Origin of the sequence: Bartonella sp. TT67HLJMS, from assembly GCF_042193375.1 — a bacterium.
Classification (GTDB): Bacteria; Pseudomonadota; Alphaproteobacteria; order Rhizobiales; family Rhizobiaceae; genus Bartonella; species Bartonella grahamii.
Map to the genome: position 1 here is coordinate 254,305 of NZ_JBHILP010000001.1, position 24,002 is coordinate 278,306.

Here is a 24,002-nt window from a genome sequence, read left to right on the forward strand (position 1 = left end):
CTGTTGTATGACGTTTTTATGGTTGATCTTTATGAAAGGCTTTTCTGATAGTCGTTATAGCTGAATTGGCGTTGAAGTGTTAGTGTACCATCGCATTCTTTGAGAACAATAGCAGGCATTGTAACGCCATTAAACCAGTTTTTCTTGACCATTGTATAACCTGCTGCATCCTGAAAAGACAGCCGATCGCCTATTTTAAGAGGTTGTTGAAATTGAAATGTTCCAAAAATATCACCAGCAAGACAAGATTTTCCACAAACCATGATTTCATGGGGACCTTGATTGGGTTCTAATTTGGCATTTTCACGATAAATGAGAAGATCAAGCATATGTGCTTCAATTGAGCTGTCAACGATGGCAAGATTCTTTTCATTATACAATGTGTCAAGAACACTGACTTCTAATGTGGTGCTTTTGGTGATAGCAGCTTCTCCTGGTTCTAGAAAAAGAGTAACACCATGGGTTTTAGAAAATTGTTTTAAACGTTTTGCGAAAGATTCTAAAGGATAATTTTCAGCGGTAAAATGGATTCCGCCACCAAGGCTTATCCAGTCAACAGCAGAAAAAAGTTCTGCAAATTTTTCTTCCATGTGATTCAGCATTTGGTTAAAAAGATTAAAATCAGCATTTTCGCAATTGTTGTGGATCATTAGGCCATTGATGAGGGGTAGAACTTCTTTTATAGCGCTTTGATTGGTTTCGCCTAAGCGGCTAAAAGGGCGGGAGGGATTGGCAAGATCAAAATTGGATGCGCTGATTCCTGGATTTAACCTCAAACCCCGTTGGATGGTTTTGCTAGCTTTAGAAAAACGTTGAAGCTGTTGAATGGAATTAAAGATAATTTTGTCTGCATAGCTACAGGCTTCATCAATTTCATGATCGGCCCAAGCAACCGAATAAGCATGTGTTTCTTTGCCAAATTTTTCTCTTCCTAAACGCAGCTCATAAAGGGATGATGATGTGGTTCCATCCATGAACTCAGACATTAAATCAAAAACACTCCATGTGGCAAAACATTTCAAAGCAAGTAAAATTTTAGCTCCAGACATTTCCCGTAAACGAGAAATTGTTTGCATGTTTTTGATGAGTTTCGATTTGTCTATAAGATAGTAGGGGGTTTTTATCATCATTTATTCATTCTTTTTTGAAGGATCTTATTACCAAGATCAACGTTTAGTACAAAGAGTAACAGAATGTCTCAAGAAAAAAGAGTCTTAAGAAAAGAATCTGTTTCTGTCTAGCAAGAGAAAGGCTTTCTGTAATTACTGTTGTTTATTATTTTGAGTTTTGCGTTATGAGTATGAAAAAAAAATTATATTATGCTTTAGCTTTTGTATTGGTTAGCAGTTTTTTCATTATAACAACTACTCTTGTTAATTGGGGGCAAAATAGGAGTTATGCTAAAGCCAAACTGGTTACTCAGACTTCTGTCCAAGATAGTTCGGTGCCTTTGATTTTTACGGGGCGTAGAGAACTTAATGGTTTTAAAGGTTATCGTCATTATCGGCGTGGTTATCGTAAATATAGTGATAATTGGTGGTATCCTGAAGTGGCATTTGTTACGTCACCGCACTTAAGCACAAAAGGCGCATCATTAAAAGTTGTACCAGATGCTAAAAAAGTGTTTTTAACGTCTTCTTCGGAAAAATTAGAAAAAAAAGAGCCATGGATGCTTAAACAACATATTGAATCTTGTCGTGCGCGTTATCGCTCTTATAATAAAAATGATAATAGTTTTCAGCCTTTTCACGGGGGGCGTAAACAGTGTTTATCACGCTTTTTTAAAGGATAGAAATTATTAAATAAATTTTTAATTGCTTCTTGTCGTGGGCGTTATTGTTCTTACAATAAAGAGAAAACTTGCGTGGTGCGCAGCATTTTCATGCAAGCGTTTTTTTTGAAAAATTTAAATACTTTTAAGTTTTATTAAATCTTATTATCATTAAGTGTGGAATGGGGGGTGAGGATATAAGTTTTTGTTTTGTCGATGACAAAATATTAAGGACAGGATGGAGTTGAAAGAATGACAACACGGGAAGCAATGTTGATATTGCTCGTTTTGCTTCCCTTTTGTGGAAGTGCTATCATTGGCTTTTTTCGCTCGACAGCAAAAAATAATGAAGCGTGGTTTGCTGGGATTGTTGCACTTTTCTGTCTTATTTTTACAATAATGCTTTATCCGGAAGTTCGCGGAAACCACGTAGTGCGGTTAGATATTTCTTGGCTTCCAGAATGGGGGAGCGATTTGATTCTCCGTATAGATGGTTTGTCGTGGCTTTTTTGCTTGCTCATTACAGGAATTGGGCTGCTTGTTGTCATTTATTCACGTTATTACATGGATCCAGCAGATTCTGTACCGCGATTTTTTTCCTTTTTTTTGGCCTTTATGGGATCAATGACGGGAATAGTCTTATCAGGCAATCTCGTCTTTTTGGTTATTTTTTGGGAACTCACCAGCATTTTTTCTTTTTTGTTGATCGGCTATTGGTACCATAATGCAAGTGCGCGTGAGGGTGCGCGTATGGCTCTAACGATCACAGGTTTTGGCGGTTTTGCTCTTTTTATTGGGGTTTTATTGATTGGGTATATTGTTGGCAGTTTTGATTTGGATAAGGTGCTGCAGTCTGGAGATATGATCCGATCAAGTTCTCTTTATAGTCCTGTCCTTATTTGTATTTTATTGGGGGGATTAACAAAAAGTGCGCAGTTTCCCTTTCATTTTTGGCTGCCTAATGCGATGGCTGCTCCAACCCCCGTATCGGCTTATTTGCATTCAGCAACCATGGTAAAAGCGGGATTGTTTTTACTTGTTCGTTTATGGCCTGTGCTTTCTGGGACAGAATCTTGGTTTTGGCTAGTTGGCTTTTCAGGACTCTCGACATTGCTTCTTGGTGCTTATTTTTCCATGTTTCAGCAAGACTTGAAGGGGCTTCTTGCTTACTCGACTATTAGTCATCTTGGATTGATTACCACGCTTTTAAGCCTTGGTAGTCCACTTGCTTGTGTTGCAGCGATCTTCCATATGGCTAATCATGCTACTTTTAAAGCTTCTTTATTTATGGCTGCTGGTATTATTGATCACGAGACGGGAACACGTGATATGCGTAAATTGTCAGGGCTTTATCGCTTTATGCCTATTACAGCAACTCTCGCTTTAGTTGCGAGTGCAGCGATGGCTGGAGTTCCCTTGTTGAATGGTTTTTTATCGAAAGAGATGTTTTTTGCTGAAGCTGTTGAAACGCATATGGAATCATGGCTCGATTGGATTGCACCTTATGTAGCAACGCTGGCTAGTTTGTTTAGTGTAACCTATTCTATACGCTTTATTCATGGCGTTTTTTTAGGACCAAAACCTGTCAATTTACCCAAAATTCCCCATGAACCACCGCATTTCATGCGTTTACCAATGGAGCTTTTGGTGTTTATTTGTTTAGCAGTTGGTATTTTTCCTAATTTAACAATAGGACCTATTTTAGATAACGCGGTCGTGTCTGTTTTAGGATCAATGACAATCCCTTATAGTTTAGCCGTTTGGCATGGGTTCAATACTCCATTAGTAATGAGTTTTGTTGCGTTATTAGGAGGCGGATTGCTCTACGCTGTCGGGCACCGTTATTTTTTATCCTGTGATGATGGAGCACCTTTTTTTCGTCACTTAAATGGACCGCGTATTTTTGAACGCATTCTCGTGATTATTTCTTGGAAATGGGCTCGTGCGGTGGAATCTATTTTATCAACACGCCGTTTGCAGATACAGTTGCACTGGATTTTTTGGGTGTGTTTTGCATTTGTTGGTCTTTTACTTTGGTGCGATGGTTTCATTTCAGCGGGGGCGTTACCGCTTTTTCCAGTTGATATTCCTTTTCTTGCTCTTTGGTTAGTCGGCGGATTATGTGCGCTTTTAGTTGCTTGGCAAGCAAAGTTTCATCGTCTTGCATCACTCATGTTGTCGGGGGGAGCTGGTTTGATGACTTGTGCAACCTTTTTATGGCTTTCTGCTCCTGATTTAGCAATAACACAATTAGTTGTTGAGGTTGTTACAGTCGTCTTATTATTGCTTGGTTTACGGTGGTTGCCTAAACGTTTGCATAATCCTACACCAACGCCTGTTCGTTTTTTCGTGCGCTTGCGTCGTATCCGTGATTTTATCATAGCCCTTGTGGGAGGTGCTGGTGTAGCATGGCTCTCTTTTGCAGTGATGACACGTCCTCAAGGTACGACGATTTCTGATTTTTTTCTCACCAAGGCTTACTCTGATGCTGGTGGTCGCAATGTTGTGAATGTGTTGTTGGTTGATTTCCGTGGTTTTGATACTATGGGAGAAATTGTCGTTTTGGGTGTTGTATCACTCACTGTTTTTGCCCTTTTACGGCGGTTTCGTCCTGCCCCTGAAAGTATTGATGCACCTTTTCAGCAACGTGTCCAGAAAGCCTTTGATATGGCACAGCCTAATCGAAATGTGGGAGATACAGTGTTGAATTATTTAGCTGTTCCTGCTGTTATTATGGGTTGGCTCTTTCCGATTATTATCGCTTTTGCTATTTATTTATTCATGCGAGGGCATGATCTGCCAGGAGGTGGATTTGTCGGTGGTATTACTTTGGCGATAGGATTTATTTTACAATATCTTGCACGCGATATTCGGTGGGTGGAAACGCATTTGAGAGTTTTACCTTTGCGTTGGATGGGCTTTGGCTTATTGTTGTCAGTCGTAACGGGGATGGGCTCTTGGTTTTTTGGATATCCTTTTTTAACATCCTTTTTTCGATATATTCATTTTCCGTTAATTGGAAAAGTTCCCATGGCATCTGCTTTTTTGTTTGATTTTGGTGTGCTTTCTCTTGTGTTAGGAGCAACTGTTCTCATTTTAATTGCACTTGCACACCAGTCAATTCGGAGTTACCGAATCGGTAAGAAACCTGTTTTGAAAGAGAAGGAAAATTAATGGAAATTGTTCTTTCTTTAGGTATTGGTATTCTTGTTGGATCAGGAATTTGGCTTATTTTACGTCCACGCACTTTTCAAGTCATTCTTGGTTTGTCTTTGATTTCCTATGGTGTCAATCTTTTTATGTTTTCAATGAGTAGACCGCGTAGTAATGCCGCGCCAATTGTTGATCCTACTACTGTTATTAATCCAGCTAATTATGTCGATCCTCTTCCTCAAGCCTTGGTTTTAACTGCGATTGTGATTGGTTTTGCAACGACAGCTTTATTTTTAGTTATTCTCTTGGTTTCACGCGGTTTAACGGGTTCAGATCACGTTGATGGACGTGAGGTGCAGTGATGGAAGTAGGGGTGCATCATCTCCTTATTTTGCCTATTCTTTTGCCGTTAATCACTGGAGCTGCTCTGCTTTTCTATGATGAACGGCGTTCGAAATTTAAATCATTGATTAGTCTTTTTTCGGCGGGATTGTCGGTCGTTATTGCTGTTTTATTAATTATACGTACTCTTGAAATAGCGCCGGCTTGTGATGTTTATCGGCTTGGCAATTGGCCCTCTTCCTTCGGAATTGTTTTGGTCCTTGATCGTTTAAGCGCCATGATGCTTTTACTTTCAAGCTTGTTGGTGACTAGCGTACTGGTTTTTGCGCGGGCTCATTGGTACAAAGCGGGTTCTCATTTTCAGTCACTGATGCAATTTTTTATGGTGGGGATAAATGGCGCTTTTTTGACCGGTGATTTATTTAATTTATTTGTATTTTTTGAAGTTATGTTAACAGCTTCCTATGGGCTTGCTTTGCATGGTTCTGGTCAGGCACGCGTGCGCGCAGGGTTGCATTATGTCGTGGTTAATCTTGTTGCTTCATTACTTTTTTTAGTTGGTACAGCACTTATTTATGGAGTTGCTGGTACTCTTAATATGGCCGATTTGGCTGTTAAAATAAAATATATATCTTCTACAGATATTGTTTTGTTCGAAGTAGGTGTTGCACTTCTAGGTATTGCTTTTTTGCTTAAGGCTGGTATGTGGCCGCTTAATTTTTGGTTGGTGCCAACTTACAGCGCAGCAGTAGCGCCTGTTGGAGCTTCTTTTGCGCTTTTGAGCAAGGTGGGTATTTATATTATTTTACGTTTAACGCTGCTGTGGTTTGGTCCTGAAAGTGAATATTTTAACCATTTTGGTCATACCGTTTTGTTTTATGGTGGGCTTGCCACTTTGATTTTTGGTTTTATTGGGATATTAGCGAGCCAAGTTTTGGTGCGTTTGGCAGCTTATAGTGTTCTTGTCTCTTCTGGTACATTGTTGGCAGCAATAGGGATTGGCAATGCAGCACTGACAGCAGGTGCACTTTTTTATATTGTTTCTTCAACTTTAGCACTGGGAGCTTTTTTTCTTTTGGTAGAGTTGGTTGAACGCTGTCAAGATGTGGCTGCTAATGTTCTGGCTGTCACAATGGAGGTTTATGGTGACGATGAAGAGGAGGAAGAAGATGAAGTTGGCACATATCTCCCTGTAACCTTGGCAATTCTTGGGGCTTGTTTTGGTATCTGTGCCATTTTGATTATTGGATTGCCACCTTTTTCTGGTTTTGTTGCTAAACTTATGATGTTCATGGCAGTTTTAAACCATAGTAGAGAGGATTTTTTTGCTTCTCTTCCGGTTTATCATGATTGGCTTTTTGTGGTTTTTGTCACCCTCTCAGGTTTTGCAGCTTTGATTGCACTGACACGAACGGGGATTCGAACTTTTTGGGTTTCTCTTGAAGGTCGCGTTCCCCGTGTGCAGGTGATAGAATTTGCGCCTATTGCTGTTCTTCTTGCCTTGTGTTTTCTTATAACAATTGTAGCCGGTCCTGTTAGTCATTATATGTCTGAAACTGCTAAGACTTTGTATGAACCTCAGAATTATATTGGGAGCGTTTTAACGGATTTTTCTCTCGAAAAGAGGGAGATGAATAAATGAGTCGTTTTTGTCCTTCTCCTTTTTTCAGTGGTGTCATTGTCCTTATGTGGCTTATTTTAAATGGTTTTAGTTTAGGGCAATTGCTTTTAGCCATTATAACCGCTTTGTTTTGTGGTTGGATGATACGGCTCCTTGAGCCGGAGAAGGTTGCTATTAAAAGCTGGAGTGCGGTTTTTCGTCTTATTTTTCGAGTCTTAATAGATTCTATATCCTCAAATATCTCGGTGGCTTGGTTTGTTTTAACAAAAAGGTCTCGAAAACAGCGATCTGGCTTTATTGTAGTGCCTCTTCTGCTTCATAATCGCACTGCTTTAGCTATTTTAGCGTGCATCCTTTCGGCAACTCCTGGAACGGCTTGGGTTGCCTATAATAGTAAAAAGGGTGAGCTTTTGCTCCATGTCTTAAATTTAAAAAAAGGATATAATTATCAACGATTGATAAAACAACGGTATGAGCAATTACTTTTGGAGATTTTCTTATGAGTATGGTGATCCTTTATTGGGGGCTTTTCTTTTCACAGTTTTTTTTAAGTTTGGCGGTGATCTTCGCATTGTTTCGGTTGATTCGTGGTCCACGGGCACAGGATAGAATTGTTGGTTTGGATGCTCTTTATATAACCACTGTTCTTTTGTTTCTTACATTCGATATACGTTCAGGAACAACCATTTATTTTGTTGCTGCTCTCATTATTGGGTTGTTGGGGTCTGTCTCAAGCATCGCTTTAGCGAAGTTTCTTATGCGGGGGGAGATTATTGAATGAAAGATGACGTATCGCTTGTGGTGGCTATTGCTATCACGGTTTTCTTAATATTAGGGTCTGGATTGACACTGATCGCAACGATAGGTTTGGTGCGTTTTTCCAGTTTTTATGAGCGTTTGCATATGCTTTCAGTATGTACGAGTTGGGGCGTTGGTAGCATTCTTATTTCTTCATTTCTTTATTCAATATTTGTGGACCATTATTTTGTTTTTCATGAAGTGTTGCTGATGTTTTTTTTATTTTTAACAGCACCGGTAGCTTCTATGTTGCTCTCACATACAGCAGCTTATCGACATCATTCAGAAGAACAGTCAGAAAAACCGCTGGCTCTTTTATTAAACCAGACGGAGGAAAAGTTACCTACGTCAGAAGGAACATCAAGCGATGAGAGCCAGCGCGGTTCTTGAAATGTAAGAACCTTCCTTATTCTGTGCTTTTTTCTTCTACACAGTGGATGGGCTTTTCTTCTTTTGGATCATTAATAAGATCGTAAAATATGGCTTCATTTTTAGTTATCCACCAAATGTATTGACCACCTACATATTTTCCTCCAGAAGCGGCAATTACATTAGAACCAATGATGCGCTTACCGTTCCATTTTAAATCAACAAGCGCAATATTGCCAGCATTATGATAAGTTGTCTCAACATGCTCTTTGCTTGTTCCCATATCGCATTGATAGGAGACGGTCTCTGTTGTTGGTTCTGGATCATCTGGTACTTCAATGACTAAAGAACTTGCTAATGCATTAATTGAACCTAGGAGGAACACGCTTAAAGTAATGAAAAATTGTTTAGTAAAAGAAATTTTTTTCATAATATTTCCCGTGTTATTTAAAATAATAATGTTGACTCATCTTTACAGAGGATAGGTTTTTTTTCTTCTGGATCCTGAGCAAGGTCATAAAGCATGACTTCTTTGTTCTTCTCCCACCAGATATACTGAGCTCCTGCAAATTTTGCTCCTGACGCCGCGATGACATTAGCAGCAATGACACGATCACCGTTCCATTTGAAATCAACCAACGAAATATTGTCAGCACTAAGATAGACTGCCTCAACGCGCTCTTTACTTGTTCCAGTATCGCACTGGTAGGTAATGGTCTCAGTTTTTGGCTCTGGATTGTCTGGTACCTCAATGATAAAAGAACCAGCTAAGCTATTGTTTGAGCTGAAGATTGATAAACTTAAAGCGGTGAAAAATCCTAAAATATGTAAAGTTTTTTTCATGATGCTTCCCTATATTCCTATATTGCGCACAAAGAATAATTTGATTGATACGATGGTGTCTACGGCAGGATTCGAACCTGCGACCCCAGGATTCATACCACTTCGATTTTCACCGCCAGCCTTATAGGCTGTTTGTGGTCTGGACTGTCTCTTCACCTTGAAGCTTTTGCTCTTTAGGTGCTGCCCGTTCAGTCTCTACACCTTTCTCTCATTTGAAGAGAGACTTGGCTCGGGATTGGCATATAGTCTCCCATGAAGCTTTCCCCGAATTTGAGCAGATTCACTTTGAGGATTTCTCCTCAAAATGCCCAATTTCTTTAGGAATCCTGTGCTCTATCCTACTGAGCTACGCAGACATCATCATACTTATTCCTTTAATAGAAGTATAAAAACGAATCAATTATATTCAATATGAATTAACGAATTTCTGCTAATTTTTGTTCCAGAAAAGTCAAAACTGCTTCCGGAGAGACATTTTTTGCAATAAATGATTGACCAAGTCCGCGTGTTAAGATGAAGGTCAAATTGTTTTGCGAAACTTTTTTATCTTGGGCAATGAGAGTCATTAAAGTTTCAGCATCTGGTAAGTTCCCTGGGATATCCTTTAATTGTGTAGGCAACCCTATAGATTTAAAGTGTGCTTCAATGCGTTGTGTAAGTGTGGGGCTTATCAAATTTAGTTGAGCAGAAAATTGATGCGCTAGAATCATTCCAATTGCTACAGCTTCACCGTGAATTAAACGCTTTGATTCATAAGCCGTTGCTGTTTCAAGCATGTGTCCAAATGTATGTCCGAGATTTAAGAGCGCGCGCTCTCCTGTTTCTTGTTCGTCACGTGCTACAATGGCAGCTTTAAATTGGCATGAGCGGACAATGGCTTCTGTTCGCATAGGGCCATTAGAAAAGACTTCTTGTCCATTTTTTTCAAGCCATTCAAAGAAATTAGGCTGGTTAATGAGTCCATATTTGACCATTTCTGCGTAACCAGCACGAAATTCGCGCGGTGGTAGGGTATCAAGAAGACATGTGTCAGCAATAACGCATTGCGGTTGATAAAAAGTACCAATAAGATTTTTACCATATTGGCTATTGATTCCAGTTTTTCCACCAACGGAGGAATCAATTTGTGCAAGAAGCGTTGTGGGCATTTGAATGAAGTTCATACCACGGCGGATTATACTTGCCGCAAATCCTGCTAGATCGCCAATGACACCACCGCCAAAAGCAATAACACAGTCGCCTCTTTCTAAACGCGCAGCAAGAATTTGATCGATGACAACTTGCAGGGTTGAAAATGATTTTGATTGTTCTCCCGCTTCTACAATAATAGGGACAGTATGAATTTTATTTTTTGTTAACTCTGCTTGTAATATCTCCAAATGAAGAGAAGCAACATTTGTATCTGTAACAAGTGCCAAGCGCGTTGGATGAGGATCTTTTTTGTTAAGAGCATGTTTAATCTGTGAAGCAGCTTGGGCAATCAGACTCGGACCAATGATGATATCGTAACAGTGTTTGTCCAGTTTAACAGTGACGGTCTTTGTTTGCATGCTGGTTTTCCCTATTGTTAATTTCTGTGTATAGGTAGTGCTGTACAGATCGTATAACATTTTGTGCTACGGTATGACGGCTTTCTTTATGACTGTTAATTGTTAAGTTTGCCTTTGCATAGATAGGATAACGCTGTTCCATGAGTTTTTGCATGGTTTCTTTAGGATTGGCTGTTTGAAGCAGGGGGCGTGTTGGGTGCTTTGAGACACGTTGCATGAGGATATCAAGATCGACTTTTAGCCATATGGATATACCATTTTGGTGAATGGCTTTTCGGATATTTTCATTTATGTAGGCACCACCACCTGTTGCTAAAACAAGGGGACTTTTTTTTATGAGGTTTAGAATAACACGCTGTTCAAGAGCACGAAATTCTGATTCACCATAAATTTCAAAGAGTTCAGTGATTGTCATTTGCGCAGCTTTTTCAATTTCTTGGTCAGAATCATAAAAGGGTAAACGGAGCATGGTGGCGACGCGTTTTCCGATCACTGATTTGCCTGCTCCCATAAGACCAACAAGGACAAGTGCTTTTTTATCAAGGGACGATAAGAGCTGATTCTTTATTTGTGTTATGGGGACGCGTTTTGGTCGATTGCTTTTCATAACTTTATTTCGGCATTTATCCATCTTAAAGTCAATTCCTGTTAATCTTTGTGAGGCATAATACGAGATAGAATATTTTTGGGTAGGTTATTATCTTATGCCAACATTGACCAGATTTTTGATGATTCTTTTCATTTTGCTTTCTGTTCTTTTCATTATAATGGGTGCTCTTGTGGTTTGGGTTGAACCAGTAACTGTGGATATGTACATCGATGTTCCCTTGGATTCATGGAATCTTTCTACGGAAGCGAATCAATGAAATGAAAAGTGGTGCTGTGATAGATCATTTTCTTGAGATGATGAGCGCGGAGAGAGGGGCTTCACCTCATACGCTTGCGGCTTATCAGCATGATTTGCAGTGGGCACAAGACGAATTGTCTTCACACTCTGTTTCGCTTTTTTCAGCACAAAAAGAAGATTTAATTGCTCTTTTGTCGCTTATGCATACTTTTGGTTTTGCGGCATCGTCGCAAGCGCGCCGTTTATCGACTTTGCGTCAGTTTTATCAATTCCTTTATGCTGAAGGGTTGAGAGCAGATGATCCCTCTCATGATATTGATGCACCTCGTCAGGGGCGTCCTTTGCCCAAAATCATGAGTGAAGATGCAGTGATAAAATTGCTTGATTTAGCACAGTTAGAAGTCAATCAAGCAGATTATGGGTCTAAGGATTATCTGCGTGCATTGCGTCTTCAGCTATTGAGTGAAATGCTTTATGCAACAGGATTGCGTATTAGTGAATTGGTGAGTTTGCCTGTGCAGGCTGTTCGGGGGAAAGCATACAGCATTTTGGTTCGTGGTAAGGGCAAAAAAGAACGAATGGTGCTGTTATCAAAAAAAGCATATCAAGTTCTTTTGCAGTGGTTAAATTTACGTGATCAGGGAAAGGATGCCGCAAGTCCTTATCTTTTTCCTGCGAATTCCGAGACAGGATATATTGCGCGTCAAGTTGTTGCACGGGAGTTGAAAAATCTCGCTAGAAGGGTAGGAATAGAAAGTGATAGCTTTTCTCCCCATGTTTTGCGCCATGCTTTTGCTAGTCATCTTTTGCAAAATGGTGCTGATTTGCGTGCAGTTCAACATTTGTTAGGTCACTCTGATATTGCTACCACTCAGATTTATACGCATGTGTTGGAAGAGGGACTTTATCGTTTAGTTAATGAGCATCATCCACTTGCCGATGAGCAAAAGGCTCGTTAAAGAAAAGGTGATGTTTTTGAAAAAGACTTTATAAAGCAAAATATAAGTGTATAAGTGACACTGAATGAGTTGGTACAAATGTATAATTATCTTGATTTTGAAAAACCAGTTGCTGATCTTGATGGGAAAATTCTTGAATTAAAAAAAATTTCTCAGGAAAAAGGCAGTCTTGATATGAGCGATGAGATTGTTCGTCTTGAAGCGCGATCTCAAACAGCGTTGCGCGATATTTATAAAAAATTATCGCCGTGGCAAAAAACACAAGTGGCTCGTCATCCTGATCGTCCCCATTTTATGGACTATTCTAAACGCCTATTGAGTGATGTTACACCTTTGGCAGGAGATCGCAAGTTTGCTGAAGATGAGGCTATTCAAGCTGGGTTTGCACGCTTTAGGGGAGAAGCAGTTGCTTATATCGGTCAAGAGAAAGGTCACGATACGCAAACACGTTTGCGCTATAATTTTGGTTCTGCGCGCCCAGAAGGATATCGTAAAGCTGTACGTATTATGGAAATGGCTGACCGCTTTGGTTTGCCACTCCTCACTTTTATTGATACAGCAGGTGCTTATCCTGGGGTAAGCGCTGAAGAACGTGGGCAAGCGGAAGCAATTGCTCAATCAACAGCTGCAACTTTGCGTTTGAAAGTTCCTGTAGTTTCGGTTGTTATTGGAGAAGGCGGTTCAGGGGGAGCGATAGCAATTGCGGCTGCCAACAAAGTTTATATGTTGGAGCACGCAATTTACTCTGTTATTTCACCAGAAGGAGCAGCTTCTATCTTATGGCGTGATCCAGCTCGTGCAAAAGATGCTGCAATGAATATGCGTATTACCGCTCAAGATTTGTATCGCTTAAAGATTATTGATGGCATTATTTCGGAACCTTTAGGGGGAGCGCATCGTGGCAAAGAGATTGTCATTGATGCAACGGGTGATGTTATTTCAGAGGCTTTAAAAGCTATGGTTGGAAAAGATGGTGAAGTTCTTAAACAAGAACGAAGGGAAAAATACCTTCAAATTGGTCGATCTCTAACATAGGTTATTTTTTGTGAGGGGATTGATTGGAGTTTTATTCGATGACATTTAGCAGATTCTTCGCTGTGTGTGTGTTGTTTGTAGTGGGAATATTGACGGCATGTGGAGGAAGATTGCCAGCTTCTATTCGTGCCAAAGTTGAGCAGCCGTTGCCACAAGAAATCCAGAACAGAATGGCTTTATACGATATTGATCCTTATGCACCAATTGTAATGCGATTTTTCAAGGAAGAAAATCTTGCTGAAGTTTGGAAGCAATCTCGTTCAGGGCCTTTTATCTTGGTTGCTCGCTATGGCATTTGTAAATGGTCGGGGCAGCTTGGACCTAAATATAAGGAAGGGGACCTTCAGACACCAGAAGGTTTTTATACTATTAGTGCAAACCAAATGAATCCGTATTCAAAATATTATCTTTCCTTTAATATAGGTTTTCCTAACCTTTATGATCAGGAAAATGGTCGTACAGGAAGCAATCTTATGGTGCATGGTTCTTGCTTTTCCGCAGGTTGTTATTCTATGAGTGATAAGAATATGGCTCAGATTTATGCGTTTGCACGGGATGCTTTTAAAGGAGGACAAAGAGAGTTTCAGTTGCAGGCTTTTCCTTTCCGCATGACCGAGGATAATATGTTACGTCATAGCAATGATCCTCATTATCAATTCTGGGTTATGCTTAAGAAAGGTTATGATTTTTTTGAAAAAAATCGTCAGCCTCCAACTGTTGAAGTTTATGGAAAACGTTACGTTTTTAATCGCGATATTGATAAAACTTCAGTTTCTCTAATACAGTGAGTGTTATTGTATCCTGCTGCACCGTAGACACTATCACTTATAAATGGCGATACAGGATATGCAAAAACTTTACGCATACGGTGTTTAAGTGAGTAGTCAATCTTTTAAAGCCTAGAATTTTTTCATAGAGTCTTATGTAAGTAAATTAGATGAAGTGGGAAGCCAAGAGGAATTTTCTCAAAGAAGTTGGATTGTTTGCACATCGGTACTGGTATCAATCTTCATTTTTAGTGAAGAGTAAGTTAATATAAAATGTACTTCTCTTTTTATTTCTTTCATGCTGTAAAATATTATCTCGTCGTGCTACTATATAAGATATATTCATACATTTTAAAATGCGATATTGCCTCTGTATGATTTTGTTTTTTTCTTAACAGGGATTTTGATTTCACTTAGCTGGAGTAAATATAGAGTTGAACAGAACATTTTAGAACCAAGAATTTATCCAATCGATTTGTGAAATGAGTCACATGAAGTGGTTCGCAGATGAAGTGCATTTAGAGAGAAAACAATCTGATTACAGATTTATGGGTATTAAAATTTTTATCATAACAATTTGATTTACAATGACAGTTTATTATCTTCAGTTTGAATTGAGGGACTCAATATCATAAGATCCTTTTATCTTAAAATCTGTTTATAATGAATCAATCTAAACCATTTTTTGCACACCATAAAATTGGATTAGCATGTGAATAAAACTCTTAAAGAAAAGAGCACAGATAGTTTTCATGAGTACTCTAAAGTGCCAAGTTTTCTAAAACATTTTTAACTGGCAAGAGTATGAGGCTACCAGTTTGCATATTTATAGAGTAAAGATGGAGAATTTTGTATTATATTATTTATGGGTAGCGTCTTGAAATAGGAATGATGCGTATTGAGAGACGGTGTTTTTAAACGAGTGCGTGAATTCGCGATAAAATGATGTTCTATTTTGTGTGAGGGTGACTATTTTACAGATAAGGGTAATATGTTAGCGCTGGAGTGTTTTAATACGTAGTTATTTTGCGTCATGCGGTTTTGTAAGAGAGCTAAAAAGTTTCAATTGTGGTAGTCTATAGTGATTTTGCCGTTCAGTGAAAAGGTACGAATAATTTTATGGGAGGCATTATTGTTTAGAACGCATTGTTAAAAATGTGTATTTTCTTATTTTTTATTCCATTATGTGAATAAACTTGAATAGGAATGTTTATAGATTTATATCATATTGATTTATAAGGATATTTTTAGCATTATTCAACTTGAATTAGAATCTTGGATACCGTAAGATTCTCTCGTTTCAAAGTTTCTCCATGTTGAATCAATTAAAACCATTTGCTTGCGCATTACAAACGGGGATAGCCGCGGGGGTAAAGCTGTGCAAGAAAAGACTAAAACGCTTTTTATGAACTGTCTCAAGTGCCAAGAGCTGTTCGACATTGGGGATTAGCAAAGTGTGTGATGATGCTGGTTTGCTTCTTTAAAAGCATAAAGATGGTGGTGCCAATGAATTTAATGTTATATCATTGAAGGGGAGAAAAAATTAAAATTTTATTCCTGGAATGACTAGAGGATTTTCTAAGAGAGCTGTTTTGTCTGCAGTATCTATTGCTGGTTTATTAAAGAAAGCATTGAGGAGCTTTTGTATTGCTTCTTTTTCAACACCATCGGCAATGATGACAAAACGTGTTTGTTTTATTCCTTTTGGCCATGCTGGCAATCTTATGGGAGGATGAAAAAATGTTTGTACGCCATGTAATACAAGTGGGCGATAAGGGTCATCATGCAGTGCGATAATTGCTTTAATACGTAATAGTTTTGTACCATAACGCTCTTGTAGGAGATCTAAAAAAGCTTCAATTGTGGCGTAATCAACAGGACCCTCACAGTTGAGTGAAAAGGTACGAATGGTTTTATGGGGGGGATGATCATGTGGGGTAGTCGTAAGATTTTGTTTAAGTTTTGTATTTTCTACTTTTTCATCCCATAATGTGTTATTTATTAACAGATTTGAACAAAAATCTTCAGAATGGGCGTCAATGATTTGTGCTGTAGGATTGATCGTTTTAAGTGTGTTAAAAAGCGTATCTGAAAGCGTTTGTGGGTCTCTAAGATCTGTTTTGGTGAGAATAATTTTATCAGCAAATATTAATTGTTTATATATTTCAGGGTAGCGCTCACATATGGAAAGTGTGCTTAGTGTATCAAATGTTGCAAGAACAGCATTTATGGACAATGTTTGAATAAATAACGGGTGGCTTAAAAGTATTTGTAAAATAGGGGCGGGATCAGCCATCCCTGTGGTTTCAATGATAATATGATTGAGTTGTTTGATCTGTCCTGTTTGAACGCGATTTATTAAATCAATTAATGTGTCGATGAGATCACTGCGTAAATTGCAGCATAAGCAACCATTGGCAAGCTCAATAATTCCTTCTGTCGTTTTTTCAACTAGAAGGTGGTCAATACTGATTTCGCCGAATTCATTGATGATAACAGCACATTCTGTTAAAAGAGGGTCTTGTAGCATACGGTTGAGCAAAGTTGTTTTGCCAGAGCCTAAAAAACCAGTAATAAGCGTGAGAGGGATGCGCTTTATTTTCATGTTAATCATCAACCGTGGTTTTGTTTTAAAAAAACATATTTCAGTACGTTTAACCAATTTATAATGGTGTCCGTGAGGGATATAATGGTTAACGCCCTATGAAATCCATTGTACCACTATCTTTACACTTATAAAGGTAGGTGTATGCGGGGTATATCATACACTTTTTTAGCGTCAATGTTATGATAATTCTTGGTTCTTGAAAGAACTTATAGGAGGAATTTTTATTCCTTGTTTTAATTATTTTATCTACATGTTCCTCTACCTTGTGACGTGCAAGAAACAGGTTTTTTATTGATTCAACAAATACAGATTTGAAATGGGAGAATCTTACAACATTTGTGGTTCTAACATAAGATACAAAATAATTAATTATCATTATAAATCAAAGTATTATAATTAATCGTAGATTATGATTTATGGCTTTTTTATAGAATGGTTTGCGCGTCTTTTATACGAACCATGGGGCTTTCTTAGTGGCTTTACTGTTATTTTAGGTGTTTTTGGCGTACGAATGAGGTGTACTGGTAAAGGATGAGAAAAAGGAGGTGGAGCAGTGATAAAAGGTGAGGTGAGAATAATATTTCCTTGATCATCATATGAATTTGCATGCATTTTTATGGCTTCAGGTGTGCATGTTTGTTGTCTCATATTGTTGGCTTGTGTTATATTTCTCCCATAAGGTTTTAATGTTGCTAGTGTTAATTGGGGTCTTCCTTGGTGCAAAAATCCTGTTTCAAGAAGTTGTGCAGCTTTTTCTTCTCTTTCAGTTATGTTGTTAGCACCTAGAATGACAGTAATAATTGTACGTTTATTGCGGGTGGCTGAGGCAACAAGATTAAAACCAGAGGCACAAATAAAGCCTGTTTTCATACCGTCTATTCCATAAAAACGGCCAATGAGGTTGTTTGAGTTATGCTGGATTTTTCGATTATGACCAAAATCAATGGCTGGAATAGAAAAATAATGAGCATATTGCGGAAATTCTCGACGTATTTGAACGGCTAAAAGAGCAATATCGCGCGCCGTGGAGTAGTTTTGAGGGTCTGGTAAACCACTTGCGTTCGCAAAATGCGTTCCAAACATGCCTAAACGTTTAGCTTCGCTATTCATTTTACGTACAAAATCTTTCTGTGAACCTGCAACAGCTTCACTCATGGCAATGGCTAAATCATTGGCAGATTTAACCATGGTGATACTTAAGGCTGTATCAAGTGTGAGTACAGAACCAGCTTTATAGCCTGAACGATATGAGGGAGCTTTTGCGGCGTATTCGCTGATGGTGATATGTTTGTTTGGTGAAATTTCCCCTCGGCTCATGGCACGAAAAATAACATAAGCGGTCATTAATTTTGTCAAGGAAGCAGGATACCAACGCTCAAAAGCTTGATTATGTTTTAAGATATGCCCCGTTGTAACATCAACAGAAATAAAAGGCTGCGCTAGAGCAACAGCGCTGAATAAACTCAAAATCACAGAAAAAAATAAATTATAGAAGAGACGTTGCATTAATTTAAATCTAGTTCCTTCTTATTCGTTATTTAGAATTGTTTTAATGTAGCACACAAAGCTTTTAAGTCTAGGTTAGGAAGGAAAGATGGTTAATTGCTGTATCCGTTGTATCTCGGAGATAAAAACCAATACTCATTTTTATTTTCCCCTTGAATTTGGTTTGATGACTTACAGTATCTCAAGAAATACTTTTTAAATAATGAAGATTGTACAAGATTTCAGGTTCTTGGGGGATTGATGTTTCTTAGGAAGGAACGAATCGGCATAATCATACATTTTTCTTGTCCTCCTGTTAGGACAGCCTTTGGCACTTGAGAGGGGTCGTAAAAAGCATTTTAATCTTTTCTTGTATCGTTTTATTCACACAGATATCCCTGCTTGTAATGTGCAAGCAAAAGATTCTAATTGATTCAAAATGGAATAGATTTGAAATGAGAGAATCTTACGGTATTCAGGGTTCTCATTCAAGTTGAATAACGATAAAATATCCTTATAAATCAATATGATTTATGTTATTTAAACGATTTTAAAGAGAAGAAGAATTCTTTCTCAAAAAAATTCACACATCAATCATTTCTTGTAATGTACATGTGTTTTATAATTTTGAATTAGAAAGTTTGAAGTATCTTTCTTATATTTTTGTTCCATATACTCTGCTCAATATACAAAGTGATGCATTATTCTGATCAATCAGTGCATTGTTTCATGATGATTTAGTTTTTGAAGCTTTTGAACAGCGTATGGTGGCATAGGAGGAGGGGTAGGATCTTGAGCTGCTAAGAGAAGCAGTTCATCACACGCTTTTTCAGTTTTTTGGACAAGTTGATCTAGAAAATCACGTTTGCTTAAACCAGCTTCTATCGGGGGAAGAATACGGACACGAATTGTTCCGGGATAGCGGCGAAAATTATTGCGTGGCCAATATAAACCCGCATTGTGTGCAATGGGCACAACTTGAAGCCCTAATTCATTATAGAGCGCGACAATTCCTGACTTATAATCTGGTTCTTGACCGGGTTGTCGGCGTGTTCCTTCGGGAAAAATCAAGATTTGGCGCCCTTGTTTTACTTTCTCTTTTGCTTTTTGTATAACCATTTTTAAGGCTTTGATGGGCGTTGTACGGTTAATGGGGATAATTTGTGTTTTTGCCATATACCAGCCAAACAATGGAATCCACATCAATTCACGTTTTAAAATGAGAGTGGGATCATCTAAATAGGGAACAAGACTGAAAGTTTCCCAAGCCGATTGATGCTTTGGAGCAATGATATAGGCTCCTTTGGGAAGATTTTCTAAACCTTCAATCTCATAACTTGTACCTGCGATGTATTTTTGCAAAAAGAGTGTAACGCGCGCCCATGTTTTAGGGACAATCCATGCCTTTTTGCGGGGCATTAAAAAATAAACGGGAGCGTAAAGAATCATTTGTATGAAAGTTGTTGTATAAAAAGCGAACGTAAAAAGAATAGAACGAAGGATAAGCACTACATTTTCCATTTTATATCTATAAGAAGACTTCGTATATAATATAATTCACATGAGAAAACATCTTCTTTATGTTTTTTCAAGCATCTATTTTTTCGGTAACTCATTTTCCGATATTTAAAAACAGAAGGAAAGAGGTTGATGGAATTACAAAAAGATAAACTTTTTATTCCACGGATTTTATCTATTGCGGGAACAGATCCTTCTGGTGGCGCTGGAATGCAGGCGGATTTAAAGGTTTTTTCAGCTATGAAAACTTATGGTATGAGTGTGGTTACAGCTGTTGTTGCACAAAATACTCAGGGTGTGCGTTCTTTTCAGGCATTAGATGCTTCTTTTGTTGCAGATCAAATTGATTCTGTTTTTGAGGATATACATGTTGATGCCGTTAAAATTGGTATGGTTGCAAATGCTCAGATTGCACAGGTTATTGCAGAACGTCTTGCTTATCATAAAGCGCGTTCCATTGTTTTTGATCCGGTTATGGTTGCAAAAAGTGGTGATGTTCTTTTAAAGTCTGATGCAATTGAAATTATGCGTGATGTTCTTGTGCCGATGTCAACTTTAATCACGCCAAATTTGCCTGAAGCTGCACTGTTATTGGGAGATGAAGTGCAATGGTCTTTAGAGACTATGTATCAATATGCTCCACGACTCTTGGCACTAGGGTGTCATGCAGTTTTGTTAAAAGGAGGACATTTGAATACGCTTACCAGAAATAGTACAGAAAATTATGATTGTTCTAGTCCAGATCTTTATTGTGATTGTGAAAACCTTGTTATACTTGAAGCTTCTCGTCTTTCAACCACTCATGATCATGGGACAGGGTGTACCATTTCTGCCGCCATTGCAGCTCTGTTACCTACCCAACCTCTGGATTGCGCTGTTAAACAAGCAAAAGATTATTTGCATGGCGCTTTAACTGCCTCAAATGCTTTAAAAGTAGGGAAAGGGCGAGGGCCGCTTCATCATTTTTATGCATTATGGAAAGATTAATACAATAATTGATTGTGAAAAATCTTCACTCTATGAATTTGTTTCATTATTATATGCTATTTTGAACTTATGACTGATAAGTGTTAGCGCATTGTATCTTAACAGTTATTTTGTATTAAGAAGGATGAGAAAAAAATGTTATAATTCATTTCTTTTATATATTTTTTACGATTAATCTATCCTGTTTCAGAGGCAATTTTGAGTATAAAAAAGAGAGCAAGGAATTGTAAAATCATGATTTTATAGCAAAAAGAGTAGAAGGAAAGACTTTTTACAAGACTATATTAAAGCTGGCTGATTCCACTATATTTGCTGTTTCTTACATTGGTGGCAAAACAGGATGAGCCAAAATCGTTATAAAAATTATTGAATATATCTAACATTTACAGAGTTTTTGTCGGCATGGGTAGGGTTTTCTAAATAGAAATTGATACGTCCTGATGGAGTTATCAATGATCTTTTAGGTGATGAAGTGAATTTTTTCGGATATTACAACGTCATTATCCTTTTTTTATGGAACTGCTTTATGGAATTATTGGCGTTTCAGATGAGCAGCCATGAGGAGTTTCAACATTTAATACAGCAAGATCTAGAAACTTTTACGGATTTAGAGTGGGATTTAAGGTTTTTATATTTATAGTGATTTAGTTCTAGCAAGAAGGTAGTCGATTGCACAATCGGAGCTTCAATAGATCTGTAGCGTGTAGTTTAATCTTTTCAAACTTGAATTTTTATTCTGTCATTTAATGGATTTCATCATTAAGTATTTAAACTGATCTGATTTTATTGTGCACTATGACTGTTCAACGCCTTATTTTACGTTGATTGAAGTTATGTTCCTCACGTAAAATAGTATGCTTCAAATAGAATGCACTTATATTGTTAATTAACATGTTTATTTTAAAGAGATTTCTCTCAAGGTGTGTCACATCCATTTTATAATAACGTTCGTGAATGGTCTAAAGCCTCTATGAAGTGTAAAGCTATTATGCTTCCCATTTTTACGTTTTTAAGGTGAAAGGGGTACCCCCTATACTATTTTTAGCTCCCAATGTTGCGATAAGCTTTAGTATTTTAGAGCGTTTATAAGAAGAACTTTTATTCCTTTCTTCAAGTGAATTTTATTGATACGTCAATTCCGCTTGTGATGTGTAAGCAGATGATTGTGAGTGATTTAATATATAGAGATTTGAAATGAGATAATCCTATGATATTTGAGACGATTGCTTAATATGAATAATGATAAATTACCTCTATGAATCAAATTATTGATTTATTTTTGTGTTGAAGATTATTCTGGATAAGAATTTGTTCAAGCAAGAGAATTATCAAAGGATGTTCACGCTGTTTGCACAAGTACAAGGGAAGATTTCTTTTGTCATTTCAAATGATGCTCCAGAAATCTCAAAAACTTAATTTATTCAAATAGTAGGTGAAAACAGTTTATTTCGTGTAAAAATAATACAATTAGCGTGAGAGATTTCTCATCATCAACTGTGATATAAAAAAAGAAACAATATACATAAAGGACCTTTAAAAGGGTTTTGATGCTCCTTTGATTATTGTATAAAGCGAAGATTTTTTCTATTAATTGACTAACAGACTAACCATCTAACAAACTATGATATAACTGTAGTTTTAAATATTTGCTTTTTCGAGTTTTTTATAATTATCAGTAACAGACAGTAAATTATCAATCATATCAAATAAAATTTTCACTTGTTCAACTTAGATCTGTGATAGATATCTTTTTTAAGACAATGATCCTGAAAATTATAAAAGTAAGAAAATTTGAGTGAGTCATTTGAAACAATTATATTTGTAATAACTTTTTAGCTTTTCACTATCAGTATTAAAGGAGATTGGCTAAACTTTCTTGGTTGTATAGATTGGTTTTCTGTATTTGAGTTTTGCTGAAAATAATAAGTTCGCTTATCGATGAAAAGAATTCATCGCTCAATGATCATGTGTTTATTGGAATAAACTTTAAATTCACCAAAGTTTATAAAACCCAATTTTTTATAAATGCCAATTCCCTCGTGAGATGCTTGCATATCAATAACATGACATTTCTTTCTTTTTAAATGCTCAATAGCAATTTTTGTCATGAATGTCCCAACACCTCTTTTCTGAAAATCTGGATTGGTGACAATATCATACACTCCACCAACTCCATCTGCTTTAATACAAAAACATATTGCTACAGGATTATTATTTATGTAACCAACGAACATCTCTACATCGGGATCTTTTTTATAACAACGGCCTATTGTTTCATAAAATATAACCGCTTCTTCATCAAAAGTCTCGAAGACTGATGCCATAACATTTCCGTAATCTCTAAAATCTTGAAGTGATTCAACTTCCTTGATTTTGAAATTATCTGGCGTAGAAGTAACATGTGAGTCTATATTTTGTGCTAAAGCTGCCATTCCTACCTCTGTTTCAACATGCTCTAAACCAATAGATAAGAGAACTTCATCAACTTTATAATGAGACGAATGAGGTCCAACCCACCAAGCTAAAGGTAGTTTTTGTGCATTAAAGGAATGGATTATGGATTTTGCTTGGTTTGTAGGTATAGTTTCTTGTAAATTTTTAGCAGAGACAGTATTGAATGTGTCTGAAGCAAATGTTGAATTAACAGAAGATACTCCATTTGGAAAATCAACAACCTTCATTTTAGGGCATGATTTTGGTAAAAAAACGTACCTTCGAGCAAAAATTATTCTCTAATGATAAGTCAATTTTTGATTTGTTTAACATTTGTTTTCTTTGTCATTATCCATCATTTTAAATTGATCTTTTAATACTGGGGCTGTAAAAAATTTGTCAATTCAAAAGTAATCCCAAATTCTTTTATATAAGCTTCTATAACCTGCTAAGGTCGTAAAAGATCTGCCGCCAATAGTGAAAAATTATTCTCGGGATGGCAAGAAATAAAGTTATTGTTGCCAAATAACGTCATGAACTAATGGGAATTGTTCATTTCGCTTTTCAAGCTTATTTTACACGGCTTTAACGACTTAACAGACAACAGCAACCTTCCAGAAAAAATCCGTCTAAGTTAAAAATTGTTATCTGATAATCTAAGCCCCCAAACCAATAGATGCTTCACAAGGAATTACGAATTTAAAAAAAACTTTGAAAAAATAAATTGGTGAAAAAAACCTAGCGGCAAGCTACAGCTCCGCGCAAGAACGAATAAATACAAAATTCAATGGAGCGGGCGATGGGATTCGAACCCACGACCCCAACCTTGGCAAGGTTGTGCTCTACCCCTGAGCTACACCCGCTGACCGATTCGATATATATCTTGCTTGTATGGCGTAGGCTTCTACGAATTGCA

At 37.5% G+C, this 24,002-nt stretch carries 20 protein-coding genes and 1 tRNA gene; 11 read left to right on the forward strand and 10 right to left on the reverse strand.

Features of this window, described 5'->3' with window-relative positions; genetic code table 11:
* Positions 1–29: 29 nt before the first annotated feature.
* Positions 30–1,127, reverse strand: a complete 1,098-nt coding sequence (locus ACFIJQ_RS00890; RefSeq protein WP_273787737.1) for a carboxynorspermidine decarboxylase — start codon at positions 1,125–1,127, stop codon at positions 30–32.
* Between the two features lie 167 nt (positions 1,128–1,294).
* Here ACFIJQ_RS00890 and ACFIJQ_RS00895 point away from each other — a divergent pair, with 167 nt between their 5' ends.
* From ACFIJQ_RS00895 to mnhG, 7 genes are all read left to right on the forward strand, one after another.
* A complete protein-coding gene (locus tag ACFIJQ_RS00895; RefSeq protein ID WP_273787564.1) occupies positions 1,295–1,792 on the forward strand; it encodes a BA14K family protein in 498 nt (165 codons plus the stop codon).
* Positions 1,793–2,023: 231 nt separating this feature from the next.
* Positions 2,024–4,945 (forward strand): monovalent cation/H+ antiporter subunit A, encoded by a 2,922-nt coding sequence (locus tag ACFIJQ_RS00900; protein WP_273787565.1) that lies wholly within the window; start codon positions 2,024–2,026, stop codon positions 4,943–4,945.
* Complete coding sequence (locus ACFIJQ_RS00905) at positions 4,945–5,286, forward strand: Na+/H+ antiporter subunit C (RefSeq protein ID WP_015857096.1); 342 nt, start codon at positions 4,945–4,947, stop codon at positions 5,284–5,286. The genes ACFIJQ_RS00900 and ACFIJQ_RS00905 overlap by 1 nt, the downstream gene beginning before the upstream one ends.
* A complete protein-coding gene (locus tag ACFIJQ_RS00910; protein WP_273787566.1) occupies positions 5,286–6,908 on the forward strand; it encodes a monovalent cation/H+ antiporter subunit D in 1,623 nt (540 codons plus the stop codon). The genes ACFIJQ_RS00905 and ACFIJQ_RS00910 overlap by 1 nt, the downstream gene beginning before the upstream one ends.
* Positions 6,905–7,390 carry a Na+/H+ antiporter subunit E gene (locus tag ACFIJQ_RS00915; protein WP_273787567.1) on the forward strand — a complete coding sequence of 162 codons (486 nt, stop codon included), beginning with the start codon at positions 6,905–6,907 and terminating at the stop codon, positions 7,388–7,390. The genes ACFIJQ_RS00910 and ACFIJQ_RS00915 overlap by 4 nt, the downstream gene beginning before the upstream one ends.
* Entirely contained in the window at positions 7,387–7,668 is a 282-nt protein-coding gene (locus ACFIJQ_RS00920) for a K+/H+ antiporter subunit F (protein ID WP_273787568.1), read from the forward strand. The genes ACFIJQ_RS00915 and ACFIJQ_RS00920 overlap by 4 nt, the downstream gene beginning before the upstream one ends.
* Complete coding sequence (gene mnhG, locus ACFIJQ_RS00925) at positions 7,665–8,075, forward strand: monovalent cation/H(+) antiporter subunit G (protein WP_015857092.1); 411 nt, start codon at positions 7,665–7,667, stop codon at positions 8,073–8,075. The genes ACFIJQ_RS00920 and mnhG overlap by 4 nt, the downstream gene beginning before the upstream one ends.
* 16 nt (positions 8,076–8,091) lie before the next feature.
* On the opposite strand, the gene ACFIJQ_RS00930 is transcribed toward mnhG, so the two are convergent.
* The 4 genes from ACFIJQ_RS00930 to ACFIJQ_RS00945 all read right to left on the reverse strand — a co-directional run bounded on the left by ACFIJQ_RS00930 (position 8,092) and on the right by ACFIJQ_RS00945 (position 11,054).
* Positions 8,092–8,484, reverse strand: coding sequence for an MliC family protein (locus ACFIJQ_RS00930; RefSeq protein ID WP_375628069.1), 393 nt, complete (start codon positions 8,482–8,484; stop codon positions 8,092–8,094).
* 17 nt (positions 8,485–8,501) lie between these two features.
* Positions 8,502–8,897: an MliC family protein gene (locus ACFIJQ_RS00935; RefSeq protein ID WP_273787570.1), complete on the reverse strand. Its 396-nt coding sequence runs from the start codon at positions 8,895–8,897 to the stop codon at positions 8,502–8,504.
* Between the two features lie 416 nt (positions 8,898–9,313).
* Complete coding sequence (aroB, locus tag ACFIJQ_RS00940; protein ID WP_273787572.1) at positions 9,314–10,447, reverse strand: 3-dehydroquinate synthase; 1,134 nt, start codon at positions 10,445–10,447, stop codon at positions 9,314–9,316.
* Positions 10,422–11,054 carry a shikimate kinase gene (locus tag ACFIJQ_RS00945; RefSeq protein WP_026500165.1) on the reverse strand — a complete coding sequence of 211 codons (633 nt, stop codon included), beginning with the start codon at positions 11,052–11,054 and terminating at the stop codon, positions 10,422–10,424. Before ACFIJQ_RS00945 ends, aroB begins: the two co-directional genes overlap by 26 nt.
* Positions 11,055–11,314: 260 nt before the next feature.
* Between ACFIJQ_RS00945 and ACFIJQ_RS00950 the strand changes: the two genes are divergently transcribed.
* The 3 genes from ACFIJQ_RS00950 (at position 11,315) to ACFIJQ_RS00960 (ending at position 14,076) form a co-directional block, all read left to right on the forward strand.
* Positions 11,315–12,253: a site-specific tyrosine recombinase XerD gene (locus ACFIJQ_RS00950; RefSeq protein WP_375628071.1), complete on the forward strand. Its 939-nt coding sequence runs from the start codon at positions 11,315–11,317 to the stop codon at positions 12,251–12,253.
* A 78-nt stretch (positions 12,254–12,331) separates the two neighbouring features.
* On the forward strand, positions 12,332–13,288 hold the full coding sequence (locus ACFIJQ_RS00955; protein WP_375628073.1) for an acetyl-CoA carboxylase carboxyltransferase subunit alpha: 957 nt from the start codon (positions 12,332–12,334) through the stop codon (positions 13,286–13,288).
* 38 nt (positions 13,289–13,326) lie between these two features.
* Entirely contained in the window at positions 13,327–14,076 is a 750-nt protein-coding gene (locus ACFIJQ_RS00960) for a L,D-transpeptidase family protein (protein ID WP_375628075.1), read from the forward strand.
* A 1,522-nt stretch (positions 14,077–15,598) separates the two neighbouring features.
* Here the strand turns inward: ACFIJQ_RS00960 and ACFIJQ_RS00965 are convergent.
* The 3 genes from ACFIJQ_RS00965 to ACFIJQ_RS00975 all read right to left on the reverse strand — a co-directional run bounded on the left by ACFIJQ_RS00965 (position 15,599) and on the right by ACFIJQ_RS00975 (position 19,669).
* Positions 15,599–16,660 carry a GTP-binding protein gene (locus tag ACFIJQ_RS00965; protein WP_273787577.1) on the reverse strand — a complete coding sequence of 354 codons (1,062 nt, stop codon included), beginning with the start codon at positions 16,658–16,660 and terminating at the stop codon, positions 15,599–15,601.
* A 417-nt stretch (positions 16,661–17,077) separates the two neighbouring features.
* Entirely contained in the window at positions 17,078–18,169 is a 1,092-nt protein-coding gene (locus ACFIJQ_RS00970) for a D-alanyl-D-alanine carboxypeptidase family protein (protein WP_273787578.1), read from the reverse strand.
* A gap of 693 nt (positions 18,170–18,862) precedes the next feature.
* Entirely contained in the window at positions 18,863–19,669 is an 807-nt protein-coding gene (locus ACFIJQ_RS00975; RefSeq protein ID WP_375628077.1) for a lysophospholipid acyltransferase family protein, read from the reverse strand.
* A 129-nt stretch (positions 19,670–19,798) separates the two neighbouring features.
* Here ACFIJQ_RS00975 and thiD point away from each other — a divergent pair, with 129 nt between their 5' ends.
* The gene (thiD, locus tag ACFIJQ_RS00980; protein WP_375628079.1) at positions 19,799–20,653 is read left to right on the forward strand and encodes a bifunctional hydroxymethylpyrimidine kinase/phosphomethylpyrimidine kinase; all 855 of its coding nucleotides are present in this window, start codon (positions 19,799–19,801) and stop codon (positions 20,651–20,653) included.
* Between the two features lie 1,949 nt (positions 20,654–22,602).
* Here the strand turns inward: thiD and ACFIJQ_RS00985 are convergent.
* Together ACFIJQ_RS00985 and ACFIJQ_RS00990 are read right to left on the reverse strand one after the other, a co-directional pair.
* Complete coding sequence (locus ACFIJQ_RS00985; RefSeq protein WP_375628081.1) at positions 22,603–23,334, reverse strand: GNAT family N-acetyltransferase; 732 nt, start codon at positions 23,332–23,334, stop codon at positions 22,603–22,605.
* Between the two features lie 540 nt (positions 23,335–23,874).
* A tRNA-Gly gene (locus tag ACFIJQ_RS00990) sits at positions 23,875–23,949 on the reverse strand.
* Positions 23,950–24,002 lie beyond the last annotated feature (53 nt).

Coding starts and splice junctions, on each gene's coding strand:
- ACFIJQ_RS00890 (WP_273787737.1), bottom strand. CDS start 1,127: ATGATAAAAACCCCCTACTATCTTATAGACAAATCGAAACTCATCAAA.
- ACFIJQ_RS00895 (WP_273787564.1), top strand. CDS start 1,295: ATGAGTATGAAAAAAAAATTATATTATGCTTTAGCTTTTGTATTGGTT.
- ACFIJQ_RS00900 (WP_273787565.1), top strand. CDS start 2,024: ATGACAACACGGGAAGCAATGTTGATATTGCTCGTTTTGCTTCCCTTT.
- ACFIJQ_RS00905 (WP_015857096.1), top strand. CDS start 4,945: ATGGAAATTGTTCTTTCTTTAGGTATTGGTATTCTTGTTGGATCAGGA.
- ACFIJQ_RS00910 (WP_273787566.1), top strand. CDS start 5,286: ATGGAAGTAGGGGTGCATCATCTCCTTATTTTGCCTATTCTTTTGCCG.
- ACFIJQ_RS00915 (WP_273787567.1), top strand. CDS start 6,905: ATGAGTCGTTTTTGTCCTTCTCCTTTTTTCAGTGGTGTCATTGTCCTT.
- ACFIJQ_RS00920 (WP_273787568.1), top strand. CDS start 7,387: ATGAGTATGGTGATCCTTTATTGGGGGCTTTTCTTTTCACAGTTTTTT.
- mnhG (WP_015857092.1), top strand. CDS start 7,665: ATGAAAGATGACGTATCGCTTGTGGTGGCTATTGCTATCACGGTTTTC.
- ACFIJQ_RS00930 (WP_375628069.1), bottom strand. CDS start 8,484: ATGAAAAAAATTTCTTTTACTAAACAATTTTTCATTACTTTAAGCGTG.
- ACFIJQ_RS00935 (WP_273787570.1), bottom strand. CDS start 8,897: ATGAAAAAAACTTTACATATTTTAGGATTTTTCACCGCTTTAAGTTTA.
- aroB (WP_273787572.1), bottom strand. CDS start 10,447: ATGCAAACAAAGACCGTCACTGTTAAACTGGACAAACACTGTTACGAT.
- ACFIJQ_RS00945 (WP_026500165.1), bottom strand. CDS start 11,054: ATGAAAAGCAATCGACCAAAACGCGTCCCCATAACACAAATAAAGAAT.
- ACFIJQ_RS00950 (WP_375628071.1), top strand. CDS start 11,315: ATGAAAAGTGGTGCTGTGATAGATCATTTTCTTGAGATGATGAGCGCG.
- ACFIJQ_RS00955 (WP_375628073.1), top strand. CDS start 12,332: ATGTATAATTATCTTGATTTTGAAAAACCAGTTGCTGATCTTGATGGG.
- ACFIJQ_RS00960 (WP_375628075.1), top strand. CDS start 13,327: ATGACATTTAGCAGATTCTTCGCTGTGTGTGTGTTGTTTGTAGTGGGA.
- ACFIJQ_RS00965 (WP_273787577.1), bottom strand. CDS start 16,660: ATGAAAATAAAGCGCATCCCTCTCACGCTTATTACTGGTTTTTTAGGC.
- ACFIJQ_RS00970 (WP_273787578.1), bottom strand. CDS start 18,169: ATGCAACGTCTCTTCTATAATTTATTTTTTTCTGTGATTTTGAGTTTA.
- ACFIJQ_RS00975 (WP_375628077.1), bottom strand. CDS start 19,669: ATGGAAAATGTAGTGCTTATCCTTCGTTCTATTCTTTTTACGTTCGCT.
- thiD (WP_375628079.1), top strand. CDS start 19,799: ATGGAATTACAAAAAGATAAACTTTTTATTCCACGGATTTTATCTATT.
- ACFIJQ_RS00985 (WP_375628081.1), bottom strand. CDS start 23,334: ATGAAGGTTGTTGATTTTCCAAATGGAGTATCTTCTGTTAATTCAACA.